Source organism: Rothia sp. QJM3NY_36 (assembly GCF_056173115.1).
In genome coordinates this window covers 1,715,465-1,738,706 of record NZ_CM149658.1, presented here as the reverse complement: position 1 = coordinate 1,738,706, position 23,242 = coordinate 1,715,465, and the positions used below count along the sequence as shown (strand labels likewise).

19 protein-coding genes and 1 tRNA gene are annotated in these 23,242 nt (G+C 73.5%); 14 read left to right on the top strand and 6 right to left on the bottom strand.

From position 1 onward, the window contains the following. Positions 1–49: 49 nt before the first annotated feature. Both guaB and AC0VXQ_RS07715 read left to right on the top strand, forming a co-directional pair. Positions 50–1,567 (top strand): IMP dehydrogenase, encoded by a 1,518-nt coding sequence (gene guaB / locus AC0VXQ_RS07720; protein WP_055684533.1) that lies wholly within the window; start codon positions 50–52, stop codon positions 1,565–1,567. Between the two features lie 85 nt (positions 1,568–1,652). Continuing rightward, on the top strand, positions 1,653–2,783 hold the full coding sequence (locus tag AC0VXQ_RS07715) for a GuaB3 family IMP dehydrogenase-related protein (protein WP_055684532.1): 1,131 nt from the start codon (positions 1,653–1,655) through the stop codon (positions 2,781–2,783). 111 nt (positions 2,784–2,894) lie between these two features. Here the strand turns inward: AC0VXQ_RS07715 and AC0VXQ_RS07710 are convergent, their stop codons facing one another. Continuing rightward, on the bottom strand, positions 2,895–4,874 hold the full coding sequence (locus AC0VXQ_RS07710; protein WP_224799841.1) for a potassium transporter Kup: 1,980 nt from the start codon (positions 4,872–4,874) through the stop codon (positions 2,895–2,897). Positions 4,875–4,994: 120 nt separating this feature from the next. Between AC0VXQ_RS07710 and AC0VXQ_RS07705 the strand changes: the two genes are divergently transcribed. The 5 genes from AC0VXQ_RS07705 (at position 4,995) to AC0VXQ_RS07685 (ending at position 12,818) form a co-directional block, all read left to right on the top strand. Continuing rightward, positions 4,995–5,945, top strand: a complete 951-nt coding sequence (locus AC0VXQ_RS07705; protein ID WP_224799842.1) for an SURF1 family cytochrome oxidase biogenesis protein — start codon at positions 4,995–4,997, stop codon at positions 5,943–5,945. Positions 5,946–5,949: 4 nt separating this feature from the next. Beyond that, a complete protein-coding gene (locus tag AC0VXQ_RS07700; protein WP_055684530.1) occupies positions 5,950–6,525 on the top strand; it encodes a DUF3817 domain-containing protein in 576 nt (191 codons plus the stop codon). Between the two features lie 171 nt (positions 6,526–6,696). Then, on the top strand, positions 6,697–8,292 hold the full coding sequence (gene guaA, locus AC0VXQ_RS07695; RefSeq protein WP_224799843.1) for a glutamine-hydrolyzing GMP synthase: 1,596 nt from the start codon (positions 6,697–6,699) through the stop codon (positions 8,290–8,292). Between the two features lie 187 nt (positions 8,293–8,479). Then, positions 8,480–12,598, top strand: a complete 4,119-nt coding sequence (locus AC0VXQ_RS07690; protein ID WP_224799844.1) for a DUF4011 domain-containing protein — start codon at positions 8,480–8,482, stop codon at positions 12,596–12,598. Continuing rightward, positions 12,591–12,818, top strand: a complete 228-nt coding sequence (locus AC0VXQ_RS07685) for a hypothetical protein (RefSeq protein WP_055684528.1) — start codon at positions 12,591–12,593, stop codon at positions 12,816–12,818. The genes AC0VXQ_RS07690 and AC0VXQ_RS07685 overlap by 8 nt, the downstream gene beginning before the upstream one ends. Positions 12,819–12,937: 119 nt before the next feature. Here the strand turns inward: AC0VXQ_RS07685 and AC0VXQ_RS07680 are convergent, their stop codons facing one another. The 3 genes from AC0VXQ_RS07680 to AC0VXQ_RS07670 form a co-directional block, all read right to left on the bottom strand. After that, on the bottom strand, positions 12,938–13,669 hold the full coding sequence (locus AC0VXQ_RS07680; RefSeq protein ID WP_055684527.1) for a CpaB family protein: 732 nt from the start codon (positions 13,667–13,669) through the stop codon (positions 12,938–12,940). A gap of 115 nt (positions 13,670–13,784) precedes the next feature. Then, complete coding sequence (locus AC0VXQ_RS07675) at positions 13,785–13,997, bottom strand: FmdB family zinc ribbon protein (protein ID WP_058730852.1); 213 nt, start codon at positions 13,995–13,997, stop codon at positions 13,785–13,787. 60 nt (positions 13,998–14,057) lie between these two features. Continuing rightward, the gene (locus AC0VXQ_RS07670) at positions 14,058–14,735 is read right to left on the bottom strand and encodes a 5-formyltetrahydrofolate cyclo-ligase (RefSeq protein ID WP_058730851.1); all 678 of its coding nucleotides are present in this window, start codon (positions 14,733–14,735) and stop codon (positions 14,058–14,060) included. 133 nt (positions 14,736–14,868) lie between these two features. Here AC0VXQ_RS07670 and galU point away from each other — a divergent pair, with 133 nt between their 5' ends. From galU to AC0VXQ_RS07650, 4 genes are all read left to right on the top strand, one after another. Then, entirely contained in the window at positions 14,869–15,783 is a 915-nt protein-coding gene (gene galU / locus AC0VXQ_RS07665) for a UTP--glucose-1-phosphate uridylyltransferase GalU (RefSeq protein WP_058730850.1), read from the top strand. A 107-nt stretch (positions 15,784–15,890) separates the two neighbouring features. Then, positions 15,891–16,889 (top strand): hypothetical protein, encoded by a 999-nt coding sequence (locus tag AC0VXQ_RS07660; protein ID WP_058743679.1) that lies wholly within the window; start codon positions 15,891–15,893, stop codon positions 16,887–16,889. A 25-nt stretch (positions 16,890–16,914) separates the two neighbouring features. Continuing rightward, on the top strand, positions 16,915–18,465 hold the full coding sequence (locus AC0VXQ_RS07655; RefSeq protein ID WP_100463140.1) for a CYTH and CHAD domain-containing protein: 1,551 nt from the start codon (positions 16,915–16,917) through the stop codon (positions 18,463–18,465). Between the two features lie 381 nt (positions 18,466–18,846). Then, on the top strand, positions 18,847–19,305 hold the full coding sequence (locus tag AC0VXQ_RS07650) for an SNARE-associated domain-containing protein (protein WP_058730848.1): 459 nt from the start codon (positions 18,847–18,849) through the stop codon (positions 19,303–19,305). 76 nt (positions 19,306–19,381) lie between these two features. On the opposite strand, the gene AC0VXQ_RS07645 is transcribed toward AC0VXQ_RS07650, so the two are convergent. Continuing rightward, positions 19,382–19,454, bottom strand: a tRNA-Ala gene (locus tag AC0VXQ_RS07645). A gap of 89 nt (positions 19,455–19,543) precedes the next feature. On the opposite strand from AC0VXQ_RS07645, the gene AC0VXQ_RS07640 reads away from it, so the two are divergent. Then, positions 19,544–20,524 carry a LysR substrate-binding domain-containing protein gene (locus AC0VXQ_RS07640; protein ID WP_100463138.1) on the top strand — a complete coding sequence of 327 codons (981 nt, stop codon included), beginning with the start codon at positions 19,544–19,546 and terminating at the stop codon, positions 20,522–20,524. Here the strand turns inward: AC0VXQ_RS07640 and AC0VXQ_RS07635 are convergent. Then, on the bottom strand, positions 20,418–21,542 hold the full coding sequence (locus tag AC0VXQ_RS07635; protein ID WP_061225783.1) for a mechanosensitive ion channel family protein: 1,125 nt from the start codon (positions 21,540–21,542) through the stop codon (positions 20,418–20,420). The genes AC0VXQ_RS07640 and AC0VXQ_RS07635 overlap by 107 nt on opposite strands. A gap of 201 nt (positions 21,543–21,743) precedes the next feature. Here AC0VXQ_RS07635 and AC0VXQ_RS07630 point away from each other — a divergent pair, with 201 nt between their 5' ends. Both AC0VXQ_RS07630 and AC0VXQ_RS07625 read left to right on the top strand, forming a co-directional pair. Next, the gene (locus AC0VXQ_RS07630; protein ID WP_224799845.1) at positions 21,744–22,175 is read left to right on the top strand and encodes an NUDIX hydrolase; all 432 of its coding nucleotides are present in this window, start codon (positions 21,744–21,746) and stop codon (positions 22,173–22,175) included. A gap of 17 nt (positions 22,176–22,192) precedes the next feature. Further along, positions 22,193–23,227 (top strand): ABC transporter substrate-binding protein, encoded by a 1,035-nt coding sequence (locus tag AC0VXQ_RS07625; RefSeq protein WP_224799846.1) that lies wholly within the window; start codon positions 22,193–22,195, stop codon positions 23,225–23,227. Positions 23,228–23,242: the final 15 nt, after the last annotated feature.

The following is a 23,242-nucleotide window of genomic DNA, read 5'->3' as shown; positions in this document are numbered from 1 at the left end:
CCTCGGCCCGCCCGGACGCGGCCCGCGCCCAGCGAAAGGCTCAGCACCCGTGACCCAGCCCACCGCACTGTCCGAGGACCCGTTCGGCCTGACCGGCCTGACCTACGACGACGTCCTGCTGCTGCCCGGCAACACCAGCGTGATCCCCTCAGAGGCGGACACCCGCACCCGCCTGTCCCGGCGCATCACCCTGAAAACCCCCATCATCTCCGCGGCCATGGACACCGTCACGGACTCCCGCATGGCCATCGCCATGGCCCGCCTCGGCGGGATGGGCGTGATCCACCGCAACCTGTCCATCCAGGACCAGGCCGAGCACGTGGATCGGGTCAAGCGCAGCGAATCCGGGATGATCACCAAGCCGGTGACCGTCGGCCCCGAGGCCACCCTCGAGGAGCTGGACCAGCTGTGCGGGCACTACAAGGTCTCCGGGCTGCCCGTCGTGGACGAGGACGGCACGCTGGTCGGGATCATCACCAACCGGGACACCCGCTACCTGCCGGAATCCGAGTTCCCCGTGCGCACCGTGCGCGAGGTGATGACCCCGATGCCCCTGGTCACCGGGCACGAGGGGATGAGCAAGGACGAGGCCTTCGCCCTGCTGTCCTCCCACAAGATCGAGAAGCTGCCGCTGGTGGACGACGCCGGGAAGCTCACGGGGCTGATCACCGTCAAGGACTTCACCAAGACCGAGCAGTACCCCCACGCCACCAAGGACGAGGAGGACCGCCTGCGCGTGGGCGCGGCCGTCGGCTTCTTCGGCGACGGCTACGACCGGGCCATGGCCCTGATCGAGGCCGGGGTGGACGCGCTGTTCATCGACACCGCCAACGGCCATTCCCAGGGCGTGCTGGACATGATCGCGCGGCTGAAGAAGGACCCGGCCGCGGACCACGTGGACATCATCGGCGGGCAGGCCGCCACCCGCGAGGGCGCCCAGGCCATCGTCGACGCCGGGGCCGACGCCGTGAAGGTCGGGGTGGGGCCGGGCTCGATCTGCACCACCCGCATCATCGCCGGCGTCGGCGTCCCCCAGATCACCGCGATCAACGAATCCGCCAAGGCCACCATCCCCGCAGGCGTCCCGCTGATCGCCGACGGCGGGCTGCAGCACTCCGGGGAGATCGGCAAGGCTCTGGTGGCCGGGGCGGACTCCGTGATGCTCGGGTCCATGCTCGCCGGGTGCGACGAGTCCCCCGGGGACCTGATCTTCGTCAACGGCAAGCAGTTCAAGGCCTACCGCGGCATGGGGTCGCTGGGGGCCATGCAGACCCGCGGCAAGAACGTCTCCTACTCCAAGGACCGCTACTTCCAGGCGGACGTGAAGGGCGAGGACAAGCTGATCCCGGAGGGCATCGAGGGCCAGGTGGCCTACCGCGGGCCGCTGGCCGCGGTGCTGCACCAGCTGGAGGGGGGCTTGCGCCAGACCATGTTCTACGTCGGCTCCCACGACATCGACGAGCTCAAGCACAAGGGCCGCTTCGTGCGCATCACCCCGGCGGGGCTGAAGGAATCCCACCCGCACGACATCATGATGACCGTCGAGGCCCCCAACTACCGCCGCTGAGGCCCGCTCCGACCCGGCCCGCTCACGCCCCTTCCCGGGTGGTGTGCCGCGCCCGGCGTCGGAGCCCGAAAGGACGAGAACACCCGTGAACGACATCGAGATCGGGCGCTGGAAGCGCGCCCGCCGCACCTACTCCCTGGACGACGTCGCCCTGGTCCCCTCCCGGCGCACCCGCGATCCCCGGGACGTGAGCACGGACTGGCAGATCGATGCCTTCTCCTTCCCGACCCCGATCCTCGGGGCGCCCATGGACTCCGTGATGTCCCCGGAGACGGCCATCGCCCTGGGGCGCCTGGGCGGGCTCGGGGTGCTGAACCTGGAGGGGCTGTGGACCCGCTACGAGGACCCGGAGCCGTACCTGGAGGAGATCTCCCTGCTGCCCCGGGACGACATGCCGCGGGTGACCTCCCGGATGCAGAAGATCTACGCCGAGCCGATCAAGCCGGAGTTGATCACCGCCCGCCTGGCCCAGATCCGCGAGGCCGGGGTCGTGGTGGCGGGGGCCCTGACCCCGCAGCGCACCCAGGAGCACTACGAGACCGTGGTGAAGGCCGGGGTGGACCTGTTCGTGATCCGTGGGACCACCGTCTCCGCGGAGCACGTGTCCCAGAATCAGGAGCCCCTGGACCTCAAGCGCTTCATCTACGAGCTGGACGTCCCGGTGATCGTGGGCGGGGCCGCCGGCTACGCCCCGGCCCTGCACCTGATGCGCACCGGTGCGGCCGGGGTCCTGGTGGGCTTCGGCGGGGGAGCGGCCAGCACCACCCGCCGCGCCCTGGGCATCCACGCCGCGATGGCTTCGGCCATCTCCGACGCCGCCCAGGCGCGCTCGGACTACCTGGATGAGTCCGGCGGCCGGTACGTGCACGTGATCGCCGACGGCGGGATGGGCCTGTCCGGGGACATGGTCAAGGCCATGGCCATGGGGGCTGACGCCGTGATGATCGGCGCGCCCCTGGCCCGGGCCGCGGAGGCCCCCGGGCGCGGGTACCACTGGGGCCCGGAGGCCCACCACCCGGAGTTCCCGCGCGGGACCCGCACCCCGATGGAGCAGGTCGGCTCCCTGCAGGAGGTCCTGTACGGGCCCAGCCACCACGTGGACGGCACCTCGAACCTCATGGGCGCGGTGCGCCGGGCGATGGCCACCACCGGGTACTCGGATCTGAAGGAGTTCCAGCGCTCCGACGTCGTGCTGACCCACCGTCAGCGCTACTGAGCGACCCCGCTGCGACGGCCCCGCATCCCGACCGCCCGAGGGCGGGACGGGTGCGGGGCCGTCGACGTCGGCGCGCCGGAGCTGGGACGCCGGCGCCGGACCGGGCGGCGCCTACAGCTCGGCCTGCGCGCCCATGACCGTGGTGGAGTCCGGGGGCAGGTGGAAGACCTGGGTCTTGTTGGCGGAGAACTTCTCCAGCAGCCGGAACACGGCCTTCTGCCAGCGCGGCATGCAGCGGTCCTGGCCCCGCTCGATGCGGAACACGGACAGCATGTAGGTGGCCTCCCGCGGGTCGAACTCCAGTTCCGGGGCGCGGCCCACGGCCAGGCGCAGGGCGTCCGGGAGGTCCTGGGAGTCGTTGAACCCGACCCGGCACAGCACGTGCACGATGCCGTCCCCGGGATCGCCCAGCTCCGTGACCACCAGCCGGTCCTCGTGGCGCACGTGCGGGACCCCGATGTTCTTCATCGTCATGATCACCACGTGCTCGTGCAGCACGTGGTTGAACTGCACGTTGGAGTGCAGGGCCAGCGGCGCCGTGCTGGGATCCCCGTGGGGATACACGGCCACTCCGGGCACCCGGGGCACGCGGTGCTCCTTGACATAGGCGACGAACTGCTCGATCGGCCCCTCCATCTCGGCGCGCCGGCCGAACATGATCCGCGAGCCGCGCCGCCAGGTGAGCATCAGGGTCGCGGCGATCGAGGCGATCAGCAGCGGCAGCCACCCGCCGGAGAGGACCTTGAGCACGTTGGCCCCGAACAGCAGCAGCTCCAGCCCGCCGATCACCGCGCCCAGCGCGATCAGCCGCGGCCAGGACCAGCCCCACACGGCCTGGGCCAGCAGCAGGAACAGCGAGAACTCCAGCAGCAGGGTGCCGGTCACGGACAGCCCGTAGGCGGCGGCCAGCGAGGAGGAGGAGCGGAAGATCAGCACCAGGGCCAGGACCCCGAGGAACAGCAGGAAGTTCACGGTGGGCATGTAGATCTGCCCGCCCTGCTCCCGGGAGGTCTGCACGACCTTCAGCCGCGGCAGCAGCGAGAGGCGCGTGGCCTGCCGGGACACGGAGAAGGCCCCGGAGATCACCGCCTGGGAGGCGATGACGGTCGCGCAGGTGGCCAGGACCACCAGCGGCAGCTGCGCCCAGGAAGGCGCCAGCAGGTAGAAGGGGTTGGCGATGGCCGCCGGGTCGGAGAGGATCAGCGCCCCCTGCCCGAGGTAGTTGATCGCCAGGCCCGGCAGCACCAGGCACAGCCAGCCCAGCAGGATCGGCCGGCGCCCGAAGTGGCCCATGTCCGCGTACAGCGCCTCCACGCCGGTCACCGCCAGGACCACCGCGCCCAGCGCCACGAAGGCGACGATCGGGCGGTCCGCGGCGAAGGACAGCGCGTAGGTGGGGGACAGCGCCCGCAGGATCGCGGGGTTCTGCACGAGGTGGGGCAGGCCGAGCAGGATCAGCACCGCGAACCACGCGACCATGACCGGCCCGAAGGCCTTCCCGATGGTCCCGGTGCCCCAGCGCTGGACGAGGAACAGCACGGTGAGGATCACCAGCGCGATCGGCACCACGGCCTCCTCCAGCCCCGGGTCCGCGACGCTGAGGCCCTCCACGGCCGAGAGCACGGACACCGCGGGGGTGATCAGCGAATCGCCGTAGAACAGGGCGGCGCCGATGATCGCCAGCACCAGCGCGGCGCCGGCGCGTCGGGAGCGCAGGCCGAGCTTGCGCCGGATCAGGGCCGCCAGGGACAGGATGCCCCCTTCGCCCTGGTTGTCGGCCTTCATGATGAAGGTGATGTAGGCCAGGGTGACGATGAGGAACAGGCACCACAGCAGCATCGAGACGACGCCGAGTACGTCCTCCTCGGTGGGGGCGATGAACCGGTCGTGCAGGGTGAACACCGTCTGCACGGCGTAGAGCGGGGAGGTGCCGATGTCCCCGAAGACGACGCCGAGGGCGGCGATGACCAGCGGCAGCACCGGTCCGGGGTGACCGTGGGGCAGCTCCAGGGAGACGGTGTCGAAGGGTGCGGAGGAGGAGTCGGCGGGAGCCGACGGATGCAGTGGTGCAGGGCCCGCGGGTGCGTTCACGAAGCGTCATCCTGCCACCACGCTCCCGGCGTGGCAAGCGGATGGCGCGCCCGGGTCTCACGGGCCCCGCGGGCGCTGGGCTCAGGGGCGGGCTCGCCGACGGCGGGATAGGGTGGTGGGGTGCTGAAACTCGCTCTGACGCCCCGCTGGCTGGCGGGGCTGCTGCTGGCCCTGGTCTTCGCGACCGGGTTCATGTTGCTCAGCCGGTGGCAGCTCGGCTCGGCCTCGGCCCACGAGGTCTCCGCGGACCCCGCCAAGGAGGCCGTGGTCCCGCTGGCCTCCGTGGCCGCCCCGCTGCAGCCGGTGCTCGCCTCCGAGGCGGACGCCATGGTGCGCACCAGCGGGCACTACGAGCACGGATCCTCCGTGCTGGTGGGCTCCCGGGTCAAGGACGGGGAGCACGGCTACTGGGTGGTGTCCCGCTTCATCCCCGATGAGCAGCCGGATCGGGCGCAGGGGACCTTCTCGGTCGCCGTCGCCCGCGGCTTCACCACCGAGGCGGACCCGGCGCGGATCCCGGCCGAGCCGGACGGGGAGCTGACCGTCATCGGGCGGCTGGTGGCCAACGAGGGGCCGGTCTCCTCGGAAGGCTCCCGGAACCCGCGGATCCTGGGCAGCGCGGCCACGGCCGAGCTGACCAACACCTGGCAGGCCCCCCTGTACGCGGCGCCGGTGACCGCGGATGCGGAGGTGCCGGCCGGGCAGTCGCTGCCCCTGGACGGCGCGGACCACCTCACGGATGCGGCCCGGCTGTCCGCCCCGGATGAGGGTCTGGTGCCGATCCGCGCCCAGCAGTACACCAGCGATTCCCTGAACTGGCTCAACATCTTCTACGCCGCGGAATGGGTGGTCTTCGCCGGCTTCGCCCTGTTCCTGTGGTGGCGGATGCTCGCGGACTCCCACCGGCGTCGGCAGCATCCCGAGGAGTTCTTCGACCCCGCGCCGGCCGCGGGGGAGGAGGGCCGGATCTACTACGAGCAGTCCACCGGCCGGTACTTCTACTACGATGCCGAGGCCGGCCAGTACTACTACTTCGACGACGCCGCCGCGTCCCCCGACCCCACGAGGTGACCGAATGACCCAGCATCCCGCCGACCCGTCCCAGCCCGCCGAGGCGCCCCGCCCGGTGGAGCGCACCGACGGCAAGACCGTGCCGCTGCCGCCCGGCGCCAGCCCCGAGCAGGCCGCGAACCTGCGGGTGGGCCGACGCAAGTTCGGCGGCACCGAGGCCCAGATCCGCGGGGCCCTGACCTTCTACAAGTACTGCGCGTGGATCTCCGGGACCTTCCTGCTGCTGCTGGTGGCGGAGATGATCACCCGCTACGGCTTCGGCTACGATCTGCTGGCCTCCGCGCAGAACGCCCAGACCGGGGAGCACGTGGCCCTGGGGTGGCTGAACCGGGAGACCGGGAACCTCACCGGCGGAGTGAACGTCTCCACCGGGGTGCTCATCGTGCACGGCTGGTTCTACGTCGTTTACCTGCTGGCCTGCTTCCGGGTGTGGCTGCTGATGCGCTGGCCGCTGCCCCAGCTGATCGTGATGGCCCTGGGCGGGGTCGTGCCGTTCCTGTCCTTCATCGTGGAGCGGCGCATCCACCGGGAGACCCTGGCGCAGCTGCGGGAGAACCCGCAGGCGACTCGCCGCTACTGACCCGCCCGCCGCTCATCCGTCTCGGACACCGCCCGCGACGCCGCCGCGCGAGCCCGCCCCGGCCCACGGGCGGGGTGTCCTAGACTGGGGGATCGGAGCCGACCCCGCGGCCGCACGCGTGCGCCCGCCCGGGTCGGAAGCAGACCCCGAAGACCTTCCGAAGGGACGAGTGTGACCCCCACCGAGACCCCAGCCGCCGGTGATCTGGAGGACCGCCCGGTCCTCGTCGTGGACTACGGCGCCCAGTACGCCCAGCTGATCGCCCGCCGCGTGCGCGATGCCCGCGTCTACTCGGAGATCGTGCCGCACACGATGTCCGCGCAGGACATGCTCGCGAAGAACCCCGCGGCGATCATCCTCTCCGGCGGGCCCGCCAGCGTCTACGCCCCCGAGGCCCCCGCGGGGGACCCGGCCCTGTTCGAGGCCGGCGTGCCGGTGTTCGGCATCTGCTACGGCTTCCAGGTCATGGCCCGGGCGCTGGGCGGGACGGTCGCGCGCACCGGGCTGCGCGAGTACGGGGCCACCCAGGCCACGCTCAGCGGCGGCGCCTCCTTCCTGGCCGGCACCCCGGTGACCCAGAACGTGTGGATGAGCCACGGCGACTCCGTGACCGAGGCCCCCGCAGGCTTCGAGGTCCTGGCCACCACCGACGGGGCCCCCGTGGCCGCGTTCGTGGATGCGGACCGGCGCCTGGCCGGGGTGCAGTGGCACCCGGAGGTGCGGCACTCCGACTACGGCCAGCAGGTCCTGGAGAGCTTCCTGTTCGAGGTGGCCGGGCTGGAGCCCACCTGGACCACCGGCAACGTCATCGAGGAGCAGGTGGAGCGCATCCGCGCCCAGGTCGGGGACGCGAAGGTCATCTGCGCGCTGTCCGGCGGGGTGGACTCCTCCGTGGCCGCGGCCCTGGTGCACCGGGCGGTCGGGGACCAGCTGACCTGCTTCTTCATCGACCACGGCCTGCTGCGCGAGGGCGAGCGGGAGCAGGTCGAGCAGGACTACGCCGAGACCATGGGCATCCGCGTGGTGACCATCGACGAGTCCGAGCGCTTCTTCTCCGCCCTGGAGGGGGTCACCGACCCGGAGACCAAGCGCAAGACGATCGGCCGGGAGTTCATCCGCTCCTTCGAGGACGCCCAGCGCAAGCTGGTCGCCGAGATCGAGGGCCCGGCCGAGGACATCCGCTTCCTCGTCCAGGGCACCCTGTACCCCGACGTCGTCGAATCCGGCGGCGGCGAGGGTGCTGCGAACATCAAGTCCCACCACAACGTGGGCGGGCTGCCGGAGGACCTGCAGTTCGAGCTCGTGGAGCCGCTGCGCACCCTGTTCAAGGACGAGGTGCGCGCGATCGGGCGGCAGCTGGGCGTGCCGGAGAAGATCGTGGCCCGCCAGCCCTTCCCGGGCCCGGGCCTGGGGATCCGGGTGATCGGGGAGGTCACCCGGGAGAACCTGCGGATCCTGCGCGCCGCGGACGCGATCGCGCGCGCCGAGCTGACCCGGGCCGGGCTGGACGAGGAGGTCTGGCAGATGCCGGTGGTCCTGCTCTCCCAGGTCCGCTCGGTGGGGGTGCAGGGCGACGGGCGCACCTACGGTCACCCGATCGTGCTGCGCCCGGTCTCCTCCGAGGACGCGATGACCGCGGACTGGTCGCGCCTGCCCTACGACCTGCTGGCGCGGATCTCCAACCGGATCACCAACGAGGTCGAGGAGGTCAACCGGGTGGTGCTGGATGTGACCTCCAAGCCCCCGGGAACCATCGAGTGGGAATGAGCCTGCGGCCAGGCTCGGACGGTGCGGGCCCCGAGGCCGCCTTCGACGGCGGCCCCGGGGCCCGTGCGCGTTTCCGCGCCCACCGCGCCCACCGCGCGCACCCGCGGGCCCAGCGCCTAGAATCGGTGTGCGGACGCCCACGCGCCCGCGAGCACCGCCCCATCCACCGACGGGAGACCGAGGCACCGTGACCCAGCCGCCAGCCACCGGAGACGCCGCATCCGCCCGGGAGCCGGAGACCACCCCCGCGGGCCATCCCCTGCCGTGGGGCGCGCCCCCGGCCACCGCCGAGGCACCGGACCGGGCCGCCGACGCCCGCCCGGCCCCGCAGGCCCCGGAGACCGACGTCGCCGGGGAGGGGACCGAGCAGAGACCCGACGTCGAGGCGGCATCGGCCCCGGAGCCGACGTCCGCCCCCGGGCAGGAGGCCGCGGAGGACGCAGAGACCGAGCCCGCGTCGTCGTCGGCCGCGGCCGAGGACGACCGCCTGATCCTGGACCCGTGGCTGCGGCAGGTGGACGCCTACACCGGCCCGGATGCGCTGCTGGACTTCAACCTGGTGGACAACGTCCACATCGACCTCACGACCTCCAACCCCTCCGGCTACGCCCAGCTGCTGGCCGGGCGCCGCACGCGTCTGTCCACCATCCTGCGCGAGCGCACGGCCCTGTCCGCCGGCATGCGCTCGGCCCAGGCGATCCGCGCCAAGACCGTCGAGCTGGACGCCCAGCACGGGCTCTCCGCGGGATTCCTCGCCGCCGGCACCGCCTCCTGGATCACCCGGGATGCCCGCACCGGCGCCCAGCGCCGGCACATCGCCCCCGTCGTGCTGGCCCCGGTGAGCATCACCCCGCACCCCGACGGCGAGGACTTCGACCTGCGCATCAGCGGCGGCGCCCGGCTGAATCCCGCCCTGGTGCGCGTGCTGCGCCGGGACCACGGCGTGGACCTGGAGGCCGCGGGCCTGCCCGCCAAGGCCACCTCCGGCTCCCGCCTGACCCCGGAGCCGGTCTTCGAGGCGCTGCGCGCCGTGGCCGCCGGGGTGCCCGGAATGCACGTGGAGGCGACCACCGTGGTCTCCACCTTCGCGGATCTCTCCGACACGGTCGGGCCCCTGCCCGAGCGGGGGGCCTCGGGGCTGCTGCGGGAGCTGTCCGATCTCAACCGCGCCCAGGTGGACGCCCCGCGTCAGCCCCGGGCCCTGCGCCACCGCGTCGTCGACCCGGATGAGCTGGACCCCGCCGAGGAGGTGCTGGTCGAGGACGCCGACGACGACGTCTCCGAGATCCTGCAGCTGGCCCGGGCCGGGGAGTCCCTCGCGGTGACCGCCCCCGCCGGCACCGGGGCCCTGCGCGCGGCCGTGAACACCGTGGCCGCCCTCACCGAACAGGGCCGCTCCGTGCTGGTCCTGGCCGAGCGGCGCGAGAGCCTCGCCAGCGCCGTCGCCCGCCTCCGGGAGCTGGGGTTGGGGCAGCACCTGCTGGAGCTGGAGGCGCAGGTCGAGCCGGAGCAGCTGAGCGCGGACCTGGTGCGCACCCTCGTGGAGGTGGAGCGCAGCGAGGCGCCGCGCCTGGAGGAGCACCGGGAGCAGCTGGTGCGCACCCGGGAGAACCTGCGCCGCCATGTCCGCTCCCTGCACCGGCGCGAGGAGCGCTGGGACATCACCCCGTATCAGGCCATGCAGACCCTCGCGGCGCTGACCGCCAAGGATCCGGCCCCGGCCACGCGCGTGCGTTTCACCCGCGCCGTCCTGGATGCGACCGTGGACCGCCGGGAGACGGTGGCCCAGCTGGAGCGGGCCGCGGAGCTGCGGGCCTTCTCCCCGGCCACCCGCAAGGCCCCCTGGTACGGGGCTCGCCTGGTCAGCGCCGAGGACACCCAGCAGGCCCGGGCCCTGGTGCGCCACCTGCTGCAGACCACGCGGGATCACTCCCGGGCCGTGGCGGCCGCCTTCGAGTCCGTCGGCCTGCGCCCGGGCGCCAGCCTGCGCCGGTGGGAGGAGCAGCTGCAGCTGCTGCAGGGCATCCGGGAGTCCCTGACCCGCTTCCGCCCGGAGGTCTTCGCCGAGCCCGTCACGGACCTCATCGCGGCCACGGCCTCGGCCGGGTGGCGGCGGGAACGCGGCATCGACATGTCCGCGATGCAGCGCTCCCGGCTGCGCCGGGCCGCCAAGGAGCACATCCTGGCCCAGGTGCACATCGCGGACCTGCACCGGGCGCTGGTGAAGGTCCAGGAGCGGCGCGAGCAGTGGCGCGCCGACGCCGTCGACGATCGCCAGGTCAGCGTGCCGGAGGAGCTGGACGGGCTCGTCGCGACCCAGCGCCACCTGGGCGAGGAGCTGGCGGGCCTGGAGATCGTCATGGAGGACAGCCCCGCTCGCCGGGACTACCCCGAGCTGCCCGTGGAGCAGCTGGTCGGCGTGCTGGAGGAGATGGCCGGGGACCGCTTTCTGCTGGACACCCTGCCCGAGCGGGAGCGGCTGCTGGCGGTCCTGCGCGGCAAGGGGCTGCAGGAGCTGCTGGCCGACCTGGAGCGGCGCGAGGTCCCGGGCCGGCGCGTCGCGGACGAGCTGGAGCTGGCCTGGTGGCAGTCCGCCTTCGAGATCATGCTCGACCACCCGGACACGGCCCTGGTCACCGGCGAGCGGCTGGCGGCCTGGGAGTCCGCCTTCCGCCGCGCGGACCTGGCGCACGTGGCCTCCGGGCCGGCGCGGGTGCGCCACGGCATCGCCCGCGGCTGGCAGCGCCGGATCAACCGGCGCCCCGTGCAGGCCCGGGAGCTGCGCCGCCTGCTCAAGGGCGCCCCGGCCCCGCTGGGCACCTACCTGCAGCGCACCCCGGAGGTGCTGGCGGGGCTCAAGCCCGTGTGGTGCGCCAGTCCCTTCGCCGTCGGGAGGACCCTGCCGCCGGAGGCCGCGGTGGACGCCGTGGTGATCCTGGATGCCGAGTCCACCCCGCTGGGCGCCTGCCTGGCGGCTCTGGCGCGCACCGAGCAGGTGATCGCCTTCGGCGACGTGCACGCCGGGTACCCGCAGCCCTTCGTCGTCTCCCCGACCCTGGGTGCGGAGCAGGAGCCCACGGATCAGCCCGTGGAATCCGCGTTGGAGGTGCTCTCCCGGATCCTCCCGCAGCGCACCCTGACCCGGGTGCAGGACTGCCGGGACCCCGCGCTGCTGGAGCACCTGAACGAGACCCGCTACGACGGCGCCCTGCGGGCCCTGCCCTACGGCGAGGAGCTGGTGGGTCCCGTCCGGTCCCTGCGGGTGGACGTGGTGCACCCGGACCGGGCCGATGACCGGCTCGGGGCCCCGCTGATCGACTCCCCGGCCGCGGAGGTGCGCGCCGTGGTGGAGATGGTCTTCGACCACGCCGCCCGCAACCCGCGCCAGTCCCTCGCGGTGATCACCGCCAGCCCCCGGCACGCCGCGCGCATCGCCGAGGGGGTCCGCTACGGCCTGGGCCGCCACCCGGAGCTGGCCGGGTTCTTCCGGCCCGGGCGCGAGCCCTTCCGGGTGCTGGACCTGGCCCGGGCCGCCGGGCTGCGCCGGGACCGGGTGATCTTCAGCCTCGGGGTGGCTCCGGAGGCCGGATCCCGACCCGAGCACTTCGGGCAGCTGGCCCAGGAGCACGGGCCCCAGCGCTTCGTCATGGCCGTGACCGCGGCCCGCTTCCACACCCGGATCGTCACCTCCTTCGACGTCGAGCGCCTGGAGGCCTCGGCGCTGCGCGGGGGCATGCCCGATCTCCTCGAGCTGATGCGGCGGGTGCGCCGTCGCCGCGAGGAGGAGGCCGAGCGGGCCCGCGAGACGCAAGGACGCCCGGAGGAGGGCCCGGCCGCCTCCTCCAGCGCGTTCCTGTCCGTGGTGGATCCGCGGGAGGAGGAGCAGGCCGCGGACTGGCTGCTGGCGGATCTGGCCCGGCGTCTGCGGGTCGGCGGGGCGCAGGTGCGCGTGAGCCCGGGGGAGGAGGTCGACGCCGTCGCGACCTCCGGGCGGGAGTCCCTCTCCGCTGGGGCGGTGCCCAGCCCCCGCCAGCGCACCGCGGGGCAGGGCACCCGCGGCGGCCTGCGGGCCGAGGACCTGCGCTTCCCGGTCGGGCTGATCTCGGACGGCACCCGGGACTACGCGGCGCTGTCCGTGCGGGAGCGCTCCCGGCTGCGCCCGGAGCGGATGGAGTCCACCGGCTGGAATCCCGCACCCGTCTGGGCCGTGGACGTGTTCGCCGATCCCCAGCGGGTGGCCGATCGGATCCTCGGCCTGCTCGGCCTGGAGCCGGCGGTCGACGACGGGGAGCAGGACGATGAGTGACCCCCGCGGGCCCCGCCGGATCCGGCATCGGGGTCCGCGCCGGGCCACCGGCGGCACCACCGTGAGCCAGGGGGAGCCGCAGCGCCTGGCCGGGTTCTCGGCCCGGCAGACCGAGGCGGGTTCGAGCCGGGGGACCGGCGTGTCGGGGGAGAATCGGGAGGGCTCGGAGGACGCCCGGGGGCGGTGGCTGCGCGAGCAGCGCCCGCCGCACTGGGGCTGAAGCGCCTTCCCCGGGGGTGACCCCTGCGACGCCCGACGGGCAGGGCGCCGCGGCGTCTCTCTGCTTTCCGGTGCCCCTCGGGCCGGTGCTCCGTCGTCTCGGTCTTGGACGGCGCGCGCTCAGGGCGCCTCGGCGGAGGTCTCCGGGGCTTCCGGACTCGGCTCGTCCGCGGCACCCATGACCACCGTGGCCTCGCCGCTGAGCCCGGCCAGGCGCCGGGCATCCTGCGGGGTGACGGCCACGAGCGCGAGTCGCGATGCCGGGTCCTCGCCGCCGCCGAGCCCGCCGGCTGATTCGGCCGCGCCGCGCGGAGCCCACAGAAGCGTTCCCGAGACCTCCACTCCGGCGCCCTCGGCGCTCGCGCCGATGACCGTGACGGGACCGCCGACGCGCAGCAGGGACAGGGCCTGGGGATCTCTGGCCCGCACCGACGTCGCCACCAGACCCTCGGGCAGGTGCTCGGCCAGATCGGGACCGAGCACCATCCCGGAGGCCAGCTGCTGGCCGGAGCGCACCGGCACGGCGAGTGCGGCGCCCTCCAGCTCCTCCCGCAGGCCCCGCGCATCCGGGGCATCCGCGGACTCGGCGAAGCCCCCGGCGGCGTCCACGATCCGCAGGTCCTCGGCGGTGAGCACGTGCCCCACCGGCCGATCCCCGGCGGCCACCAGCACCTGCGCACCGCCCTCGGCTGCGGGGCCGCGCGGCAGCAGCAGGGTGCTCAGCGCCCCGGCGATCAGCAGGAGCACCCCGAGGGTGCGGGCCCGGCGGGTGATGCGGGAGCGCCAGCGGATGCCCCAGGGCACGACCCGGGCGCGGGAGGAGGTTCGGCGCGGCAGACTCAGCGGTGACATGCCCCCAGCCTGGCCCACCGGGCCCGCCGATCCGGCGTCGCGGGCGCGGGGACACGGGGCGGCTGTGGAGCGGGAACGGGGTGCTGCCTCCCGGTCCCCAGGTCCGGCGGCCCGGTCAGTCCTGCGAGGAGCCGGAGGACGAGGAGGAGCCGCGGGAGTCGGTGCTGTAGAAGCCGCTGCCGCGGAAGGTGACCCCGACGGTGCCGAACTTCTTGCGCAGGGTCTGCTCACCGCAGGCGGGGCACCGGGTCAGGGCCTCGTCGTCGAAGGACTGGCGGATGTCGAAGGCGTGGTGGCAGCTCTTGCATTCGTAGGCGTAGACGGGCACGGGAACGGGACTCCTGACGAGGCGATCAGCGGTGACACGGCGCGGTGGCCGCGCACGATTCTAGCCCGCCGGGACCCACCCGCGATCCGTGCGGCGCAGCAGGCCGCGCTCGGTGCACACCAGCGGCACCGCGACGTCGTGCGGTCCCGCGGGCACGGCCCCGGCCGGCAGCAGCTCGTCGTGGAACACGACGCCGATCTCCAGGGCCTGCGCATCGCGGGCCCGGGCGGCGGCCAGGGCCGCGTCGTAGAAGCCCCCGCCCCAACCCAGGCGCACGCCCCGCCCATCCACGGCCAGGGCGGGGATCAGGCGCACGTCGGTCGCCGCGAAGGCCTCCGGGCCGAGCCGCTGCCCCACCGGCTCGGCCACCCCGAACGCCGAGGTGCGCACCGGCGTCTGCGGCTCCCACCGCACCCAGTCCAGGCGCCGTCCCGGCAGGCTCACCGGGGCGATCACCCGGTGCCCGGCCGCGTGGGCGCCCGCCAGGGCGGGCAGCAGGGGAGGCTCGGTGTCGGTGGGCAGATACGCCGCGATCAGCGCCCCGTCGGGCAGGCGGCGCAGCAGCGCCTCCAGGTGTTCGGCCCAGCGCAGGCCCAGCTCTCGGCGTCGCACCGCGGCATCCGGACCGGCTCCGCGCCGCCGACGCCGGCGCACCAGCTCCGCGCGCAGGTCCTGCTTGGCCCGGGCCAGCTGCGCCTCGGGGTCAGGGGACTGCGCCTCGGGGCCGCTCGGTGCCATCGGGTCCTCCATCCTCGGTCGGGGCCGGTCCGGGAGCGGAACCGGAAACGGGGGCGGGCAGGCACAGCGGATGCTGGCCGGGCGCCCAGGTCATCCACGGGTTCGCGCGGGTGGACTCGGCTAAGGTAACGATATGACCGAAAATACTTCACCGAAGCCCGTGACCAAGGCCGTCATCCCGGCGGCCGGTCTGGGCACGCGATTCCTGCCGGCCACCAAGGCCAGCCCCAAGGAGATGCTGCCGGTCGTGGATCGTCCGGCCATCCAGTACGTCGTGCAGGAGGCGGTCTCCGCTGGGCTGGACGACATCCTCATGATCACCGGGCGCTCCAAGCGCGCCCTGGAGGACCACTTCGACCGCGTCCCGGACCTGGAGGCCTCCCTGAAGGAGTCCGGCAAGGACGACCTGCTGGCCTCCGTTCAGCAGGCCACCGCCCTGGGCGAGCTGCACTACCTGCGCCAGGGGGACCCCAAGGGCCTGGGCCACGCGGTGCTGCGGGCCAAGACCCACGTGGGCGATCACCCCTTCGCCGTGCTGCTCGGCGATGACCTCATCGATGAGAAGGAAGATCTGCTGACGCGGATGATCGCGGCCCAGCAGAAGACCGGCGGCAGCGTCGTCGCCCTCATGGAGGTCCCCCGCGAGCAGATCAGCGCCTACGGTGCGGCCGCCGTGGAGCCCGTGGAAGGCGAGGAGTACGTGCGGGTCACCGGCCTGGTGGAGAAGCCCTCCCCGGAGGAGGCGCCGTCCAACCTCGCGGTGATCGGCCGCTACGTGCTGCACCCGCGGATCTTCGAGGTCCTGGAGCAGACCCCTCCCGGGCGCGGCGGGGAGATCCAGCTGACCGACGCGATGCAGACCCTCGGCCAGGCCGAGGGGGAGGGCGCCGGGATGTACGGCGTCGTGTTCAAGGGCCGCCGCTTCGACACCGGGGACAAGCTCTCCTACCTCAAGGCCAACGTCATCCTCGCCTCCGAGCGCGAGGACCTCGGGCCCGGGCTGCGCTCCTGGCTCAAGGACTTCGTGGCCGAGCTGCCCCAGGACTGAAGGCTCAGGGCCGCCGTCGCACGCCGACGGCGGCCCTCGCCCTTCCGCGAGGACCGCCGCTGTGGATGAGCGCGAAACCGCGCGCCTCAGACGGTAGACTCCCGGATGTGTCATCCTCCGTGTTCTCCGCCTCCGGCGTGCTGCTGGTCCTGGCCGTCGCCCTGCTCCTGAAGTGGGCCTACGGCTTCGACCGCCGACGGCGTCCCGACGTCGTCGCGCAGGTGCTCGCCCGGGACGTGCTCGAGGAGAGACCGGACCCCGCCTTCCCCCGGGACCCCGTGCTACTGCGTCAAAGGAACGACATGATCAGTACCCCGTCCCCCGCCCCAGAAGGCGCCGTGCTCACGCCTGAGGCCGACGAGGCCGAGCAGCCCCGTCGCGACGGCGTCACCGTGCCGCGGCGGACCCGTTCCGCCGCCTCCTCCGCCCCCGCGACCGGCTCCGGGCTGCGCCGCGGGCGCGTCGGGGTCGCCCTGGGTGCCCTGGCCTGCCTGGCCCTCGGCCTGATCGGCCTGGTCCTCGCGCCGTTCACCGCCCTGACCTGGCCGCTGCCGGCGTTCCTGCTGATCCTCGGCCTCGGGTGCCTGGCGGGGTTGCGCTGGCTCGCGCTGACCGAGCGGACCAGGACCACCGTGCGCACCCGCCCGGTGCGCGAGGTCGAGGATCTGCCGACCGGCACCGCCTCCGACGCCGGGGCCTCGCGTCCGTCCGCGCGTACCGCGGCCGAGCCCTTCGACCTGCAGTCCGGTGAGGCCCGAAGCGCCGCGCCCGCCGAGGCGACCCGGGAGACCGCTTCCGGTCCGACGCCCTCCGGCGCCGCGGCCTCGTCCGCCGAGGACGCCCGCGCGCAGCGGGAGATGCTGCGGGAGCAGGCCCGCCGCGTCGCCGCCGGCCACGGGGACTTCGTGCCTCGCGATGCCACCTGGGAGCCGGTCGCGGTGCCGCGGCCGACCTACATGGACGCCCCTGAGGCTCAGCGGCCCGCTCCGGCGCCGCTGAGCCAGCCCGCCGCCCCGCGCAGCACCACCCGCAGCCTCGCCGAGGCCGAGGCCAAGGGCCGCGGCGCCCTGGACCTGGACGATGTGCTGACCCGTCGCCGCGCCTGAGACCCCAGGAGTTGAGCCCTCAGCCATGAGCACCTCGCACGTGGAGATCGAACGCAAGTACGAAGCACCCGCCGAGGCGCACCCGGACTGGTCCGCCCTGAAGCGGCTGCGCCCGGGAACCACCGCGGTGGACGAGCTGGACGCGACCTACTACGACACCGCTGCGCGGGATCTCGCCGCCGCGAGCACCGTGCTGCGCCGTCGCCGGGGTGGCCCGGACGAGGGCTGGCACGTCAAGTTCACCCTGGACGGGCGCCGCCACGAGATCCACGTGCCGCTGCTCAAGGACCGCACGAGCATGCCCGCAGCGGCCCGGGACCTGGTCAGCGCCCTGACCCTGGGCCGGGAGCTGGAGCCGATCGCGCACCTGGCCACCCGCCGCACCCGCACCGCGGTGCTGGACGAGGACGGGCGGGAGGTGGCCGAGTTCGCCGACGACGTCGTGCGCTCCGTGGATCACCGCACCGGGCAGGAGCGCACCTGGCGGGAGTGGGAGGTCGAGCTGACCGATCCCGAGCTCTCGGAGAAGCGCCAGGAGAAGATCTTCAAGCGGGTGCGCAAGGTCCTGAAGGAGGCCGGAGCGAGCAGGTCCACCGCGGTCGCCAAGATCGCCCGCGCGCTCGGTCAGGACGCGGCCTTCGACGAGAAGGCGGGGATCGCCTCCGCTCCGGAGCAGTCGGAGTCGGAGCCGGAGGAGCAGCAGCTCACCGGGGGCCAGCGGCTCGTGGCGGAGCTGGCCGGCCCGGTGCTCGCGGATCTGCGGATCCTCGACGTCGCGGTGCGCGCGGGCGTGGAGGACTCGGTGCACCAGATGCGCATCCGCCTGCGCACCATGCGCTCGATCCTGCGGGCCCTGCGCGGCGGCCTGGACCCGGAGTTCGACGAGACCGTCTCGCAGGGGCTGAAGGAGGCCGGCGAGGCGCTGGGCGCGGCCCGGGACCTGGAGGTCGTCGGGGAGGTGCTGATGCGCGCGGAGCAGTGGGCGGAGCTGACCCGCAAGGCCCGCCGCCAGCTGAGCCAGCTGCTCGAGGAGGACCGGGAGGCCGCTCTGCGCGGCGGGTACGCGGTCCTGGACTCCGAGGGCTACCGCGACGTGCTGGCCGCCCTGGAGTCCCTGGTGCGCCGCCCGCAGCTGTGCGGGTGGGCGGAGGACCTCTCTGCCAAGAAGCTGGGGACCCACATGATGGAGACCCTGGATGAGCGCTACCGCAAGCGCATCGAGCCGGCCCGCCGCGCCGTGGAGGAGGCCGAGCCCGAGGAAGCCGCGGAGAGCCTGCACGAGGTCCGCAAGGCGGCCAAGGGCCTGCGCTACGTCATCGAATCCCTGGACGAGGCGGACCTGATCCGCAAGAAGCAGCGCGAGGACGCCGGGGAGGCCCGCGAGGAGGCGAAGTCCGTGCAGTCCGAGGTCGGGCGCCTCCTGGACCTGCGCGCCGCGGTGCAGTGGCTGGATCGGGCGGCCCGGGTGATGCGCCGCCGAGGGCTGGACCGCTACGGTGCGGGCCTGCTGGCCGGGGAGTTGCGCACCGCGCTGTCCTGGAAGCTGGCCGAGGGATTCTCCAGCCTGACCCGCTGACCCACCGGCCCGCGATCTGCTGATCTGCCGCCCCGACGCCGCCCGGCGTCGGAGCGGCTCCCGTTCGATGCCGGCGCGGTGGGCGGGAGAGGGGGCCGGGCAGACGAATGGCCCCGGGGCGAACCCCGGGGCCATTCTGCATCACACACAGGAAGAAGGTCTTCACTCACATGGAGGCTGCCGCCTGCGCTTCATCCGGCGAGCTTCCCAGCTGACCGTCCCCGCAGGTGCCTCCCGACTATTTGGTAATGAAAACATATCCTAATCCCGGGCGGGGCGCCACCCCGACGGACGGATTCCCCGGAATTTCTTGCTGACGCAGCGTCGGCAAAACCGTCGATTCGGCGTCGAGTCAGGTCAGGCTGGGCTAAGGTGGAGCGCATGCAGGAGTGGATCGAAGGGCTGCACTGGGGGCTGGCCATCCTCTTCTTCTGGGCCGTCGGGATCCTGCGCACCAGCATCGTGTACGCCCTCGGCCGGGGTGCGGCCGCCGGAGGACGGCGCGTGCACCGGGTCCGCGCGGCGCTGCGCACGCCCCTGTACCGCCGGGCCGCGGCCTTCGTGAATCGGTGGGGAGCGCTGGCCGTGCCGGTCTGCTTCGTGACGGTCGGCTTCCAGACCGCCGTCATCCTGACCACCGGCATCACCCGCATGCCCCTGACGCGGTGGATCCCCGCGATGCTGCTGGGCACCCTGATCTGGGGCTGCATCTACGGCACCGTCGGGATGGCCGTGGTCTGGGCCTGGCTGGAGCGGCCGTGGGTGCTCGGCCTCGCCGCGGCGCTCGCGCTGATCCTGGTGCTGCTGGCGCGCCGTCGCGCGCACCGCCTGCGCGGCTGACCGGGCCGGGGCGGGCCCGGAAACGGCGGAAGGCCGCGGATCCGCCGTGCTGGCGGATCCGCGGCCTTCCTGGCAGTGGAGCTAAGGGGAATCGAACCCCTGACCTTTTCATTGCGAACGAAACGCTCTACCAACTGAGCTATAGCCCCGTGCGGCAACCACCCCATCGTATGGCCTGTGTCCGCGCGCGTCAAAACCGGAGGCCGGTCACCGGACGGGCGCCTGCTAGGTTGTCCCCATGTCCCACCAGCCGCCCCACCCGCTGCCCGGCGACGCCGCTCCGGAGCACCCCACCGCCGACGTCGAGGCCGTCTGCGTCGAGGCCTCCGACGTCCATGGCACCGATGACGAGCCCGGCACCAGCGCGTCGGCGCACCGACCCACCGTGCGGCCCGCCACCGGGGGCCTGAGCGTCGCCTTCGTCCCCGGAATCATGCCGAGCAAGTGGTTCGGGCGGTGGCAGGAGCGCTTCGGCGACCGGATCCCGCTGGACCCCGTGCCCCTGGAAGAGGATGGGGATCCGCTGGCGGTGCTCCAGCGTCGAGAGGCTCACGCCGCGCTCCTGCGCCCCGAGGCCGCCCCGGGCAGCCGGGACCGGGACCGCTGGCACGCCGTGCCGCTGTACCGGGAGCGGCCCGTCGTCGTGCTGCCGGCCGACCACGTGCTGACCCTCCTGGATGAGGTGCCCGTGGCCGAGCTGGCCTCCGAGCGGCTGCTCCAGGACCTGGCCGAGGTCCCCGCGTGGGCGCGGCTGCGCGCCGAGCACCTTCAGGCCGCGGGGCAGATCGAGCGGGAGCTCCCGGCGATGCGGCACACGGGCGACGCCGTCGAGCTGGTCGCGGCGGGGCTGGGGCTGCTCGTGGTGCCGATGTCCCTGGCGCGGCTTCACCACCGGAAGGATCTGGTGCACCGCCCCGTCCCGGACCTGCCCGAGACCGAGGTGCACCTGGTGTGGCCGCGTCTGCCGGAACCGCAGGCCTCCGGTGAGCAGGCGGCCGCGGAGGAGGCCGTGATCCAGGAGTTCGTGGGCATCACCCGGGGCCGCCGGGCGGGAAGCTCCCGGGGCGAGGCCGCGCAGGAGCGGCCCGCACCAGCGGGGAAACGGGGCCGGGTCAGCGGCGACCGGACTTCTGCCGGTTCCCGGCGGACCCGCTCCCCGTCGAGTGCCCCCCACCGCGGGAGGAAGACCCCACGGAGGGGTCGGAGGTCTCCGCGCTGACCGCCGCGGCCGTGCCGGCCGAGGTCGCCCCCTGCGCGCCCTGTGCCGCCTGCTCCGGGGTGATCCGGGCGAAGCTGGAGGTCTGGTGGATGATCGACTGGTTGGCCAGCGGCATCCGGTACCCCTCCCGGTCCAGGGCCCGCTTGATCTGGGCGCGCAGCACCCGGGCCACCGCCCACTGCTGCAGCGGTGCCGTCTTCACCGCCAGGCGCAGCGTCAGGGACTCGCCGCTCATCTGCTCCACGCCCCACACCTCCGGCTCATCCAGGATGGACTTGCCCTCCTCCGTCGTCTCCCGCACCCGCCGGGCCGTCTCCAGCAGCAGCTCGGTCACGGCATCCAGGTCGCTGTTGTAGGCCACCGGGATGTCCAGCACGGTCCGGGCCCAGCCCTGGGACTGGTTGCCCACCCGGACCACGGCCCCGTTGCGCACGTGCCACAGGGTGCCCTCGACGTCGCGCACCTGCGTGACCCGCAGACCCACGGACTCCACGGTGCCGCTGGCCTCCCCGAGGTCCACGACGTCGCCGATGCCCAGCTGATCCTCCGCAACCATGGACACCCCCGCCAGGTAGTCCTTGACCAGGGACTGCGCGCCGAAGGACAGGGCCACACCGGCGATACCGGCGGAGGCGATGACCGGGGCGATGTTGAATCCCAGCTCGGAGATGATCATCAGCACCGCGATCGTCCAGATGGTGAGGTTCGCGACCGAGCGCAGCACGGACCCGACCGTCTTGGCCCGCTGGTACTGGCGCTCGTTGGACAGCCCCGTGTCCTCGACCCAGCGCAGCCCCTTCTCCGTACGCCGGGAGATGATGCGGGCCTTGGTGCCCCGGGCCACCCCGTCGGTGACCTTGCGGATGAGGAAGCGGGCCAGGATGTTCGCCACACCCGCGATCAGCAGGATCAGCACGATCCGCAGCGGGGCGTCCAGCCAGAAGGAGGGGGTGGAGACCTCGTCCCACACGGAGGCGGCGGTGACGGCGTTCAGCAGGGGCGCGCTGGTGGTGCTCATGCACGCGATCCTATCCGCGCCGCCTGCGCCGCCGCTCAGCGCCGCCTGGACGCCCGGTGGACCTTCCGGCGTCGGGGTGGCACCGGGTGCCAGGCCGTGGCGCCACCCGGGTGCCGGGCCGCGGCGGATGGACGGAGTGGGGCCTGGCCGGAGGGATCGGACCCCGGCGATCGTCGACGGCGATTCTCTAGACTGGAGGGCATGGCACTTGTGATGGACACGCGACCGGCCGCCTACGTGGTGATCATCGAGCAGGGCAGGATGCTGCTCACGCACTGGACCGGCGAGCGCCACCCGGAGCGGGCCGCGTGGACCCTGCCGGGCGGGGGCATGGAGGTCGGGGAGACCGCCGAGCAGGCCGCGATCCGCGAGGCCTACGAGGAATCCGGGTACCGGGTGGCCCTGGACGGGCTGCTCGGGGTGGACAGCAAGTACTACGAGGAGGGCCACGCCCGCACCTTCCACGCCCTGCGCATCCTCTACCGCGGGTACATCGTGGGCGGCTCCGAGGGCGTGACCGCGCACGATGACTCCACCGACGGGGTCCGGTGGGTGCCGCTGGAGGAGCTGCCTTCCCTGCGCAAGGTCTCCCTCGTGGAGGTCGCCGCCCGCTACTACGGCCTGAAGCACTGAAGCAGGGGACGAAGACCATGAGCTCCGTGTCCCGCCGGATCGTGCGCCTGCTCTGCCTCGCCGGGGCCCTGCTGCTCCTGCTCACCGGGTGCGGCGGCACCGACGAGATCACCCCGGACCCTTCCGCCTCGGCCTTCGGCACCGTGCGCATCGGGCGGGGCACCAGCGCCGAGACCGGCGTCATCGCGGAGATCTACGCCCGCACCCTGCGCGATGCCGGCTACACCGTGGAGGTCGTGGACGGCGGGACCCGGCAGGAGTACCTCAGCGCCATGGCCGAGGGCGGGGACCAGGCGCCCCTGATCACCCCCGACTACACCGGGGCCCTGCTGCTGCACCTGACCGACGACGGCGCCCGCAACCCCAGCGTGACCGAGGCCCCCACCCCGAGCGTCTCCGCGGCGGCGTCGGGGGCGGCCTCGGCCTCGGGGGGACCCACCCCGACCCCGACCGGGCTGAACGTGCAGGGAATGTCCCCGGGGGACATCTCCTCCACCGTGGATCGGGTCCTGCCGCGGCAGCTGAGCACCCTGGATCCCGCCTCCGCGGAGAACCGCGACGCCCTCGTGGTCACCCGCGCGACCGCCGCGAAGTACGAGCTGTCCAGCATCTCGGACCTGGCCGCGCACTGCGGGCAGCTGCGCTTCGGCACCCCGCCGGTGTTCGCGGAGCGCTCCTACGGCACGGCCGGGCTGCGCCGTCTCTACGACTGCTCCCCGGGACGTTACGTGGAGCAGTCCGATCCCTCCCGGCTGGTCGATGAGCTGGCCGATGCCACCGTGGACGTGGCGGACATCCCCACGGCGTCGGCCGCGATCGGACAGAACGGGTTCGTGGTCCTGGAGGACCCCCAGGCCGACTTCATCGCCCAGCAGGTGGTGCCCGTGGTGCGCGCGGACACCCTGCCCTCCTCCGCCGTGGACGCCCTGAACACCGTGTCAGGGAAGCTCAGCACCTCGGACCTGACGTTCCTGGATCAGCTGATGAGCGGGCCGGATGCGGTCTCCGCGCAGGATGCCGCCGCGTTCTGGGTCCAGGAGGGCACCGACTGAGCCGGGTCCGGTTCT

What these genes read in the sequence shown, in the direction of transcription:
- AC0VXQ_RS07655 (WP_100463140.1), top strand. Translation starts at nt 16,915, where the DNA reads ATGAGCACCTCGCACGTGGAGATCGAACGCAAGTACGAAGCACCCGCC.
- AC0VXQ_RS07630 (WP_224799845.1), top strand. Translation starts at nt 21,744, where the DNA reads ATGGCACTTGTGATGGACACGCGACCGGCCGCCTACGTGGTGATCATC.
- AC0VXQ_RS07635 (WP_061225783.1), bottom strand. Translation starts at nt 21,542, where the DNA reads ATGAGCACCACCAGCGCGCCCCTGCTGAACGCCGTCACCGCCGCCTCC.
- AC0VXQ_RS07650 (WP_058730848.1), top strand. Translation starts at nt 18,847, where the DNA reads ATGCAGGAGTGGATCGAAGGGCTGCACTGGGGGCTGGCCATCCTCTTC.
- AC0VXQ_RS07700 (WP_055684530.1), top strand. Translation starts at nt 5,950, where the DNA reads ATGACCCAGCATCCCGCCGACCCGTCCCAGCCCGCCGAGGCGCCCCGC.
- AC0VXQ_RS07670 (WP_058730851.1), bottom strand. Translation starts at nt 14,735, where the DNA reads ATGGCACCGAGCGGCCCCGAGGCGCAGTCCCCTGACCCCGAGGCGCAG.
- AC0VXQ_RS07680 (WP_055684527.1), bottom strand. Translation starts at nt 13,669, where the DNA reads ATGTCACCGCTGAGTCTGCCGCGCCGAACCTCCTCCCGCGCCCGGGTC.
- AC0VXQ_RS07640 (WP_100463138.1), top strand. Translation starts at nt 19,544, where the DNA reads ATGTCCCACCAGCCGCCCCACCCGCTGCCCGGCGACGCCGCTCCGGAG.
- AC0VXQ_RS07685 (WP_055684528.1), top strand. Translation starts at nt 12,591, where the DNA reads ATGAGTGACCCCCGCGGGCCCCGCCGGATCCGGCATCGGGGTCCGCGC.
- galU (WP_058730850.1), top strand. Translation starts at nt 14,869, where the DNA reads ATGACCGAAAATACTTCACCGAAGCCCGTGACCAAGGCCGTCATCCCG.
- AC0VXQ_RS07625 (WP_224799846.1), top strand. Translation starts at nt 22,193, where the DNA reads ATGAGCTCCGTGTCCCGCCGGATCGTGCGCCTGCTCTGCCTCGCCGGG.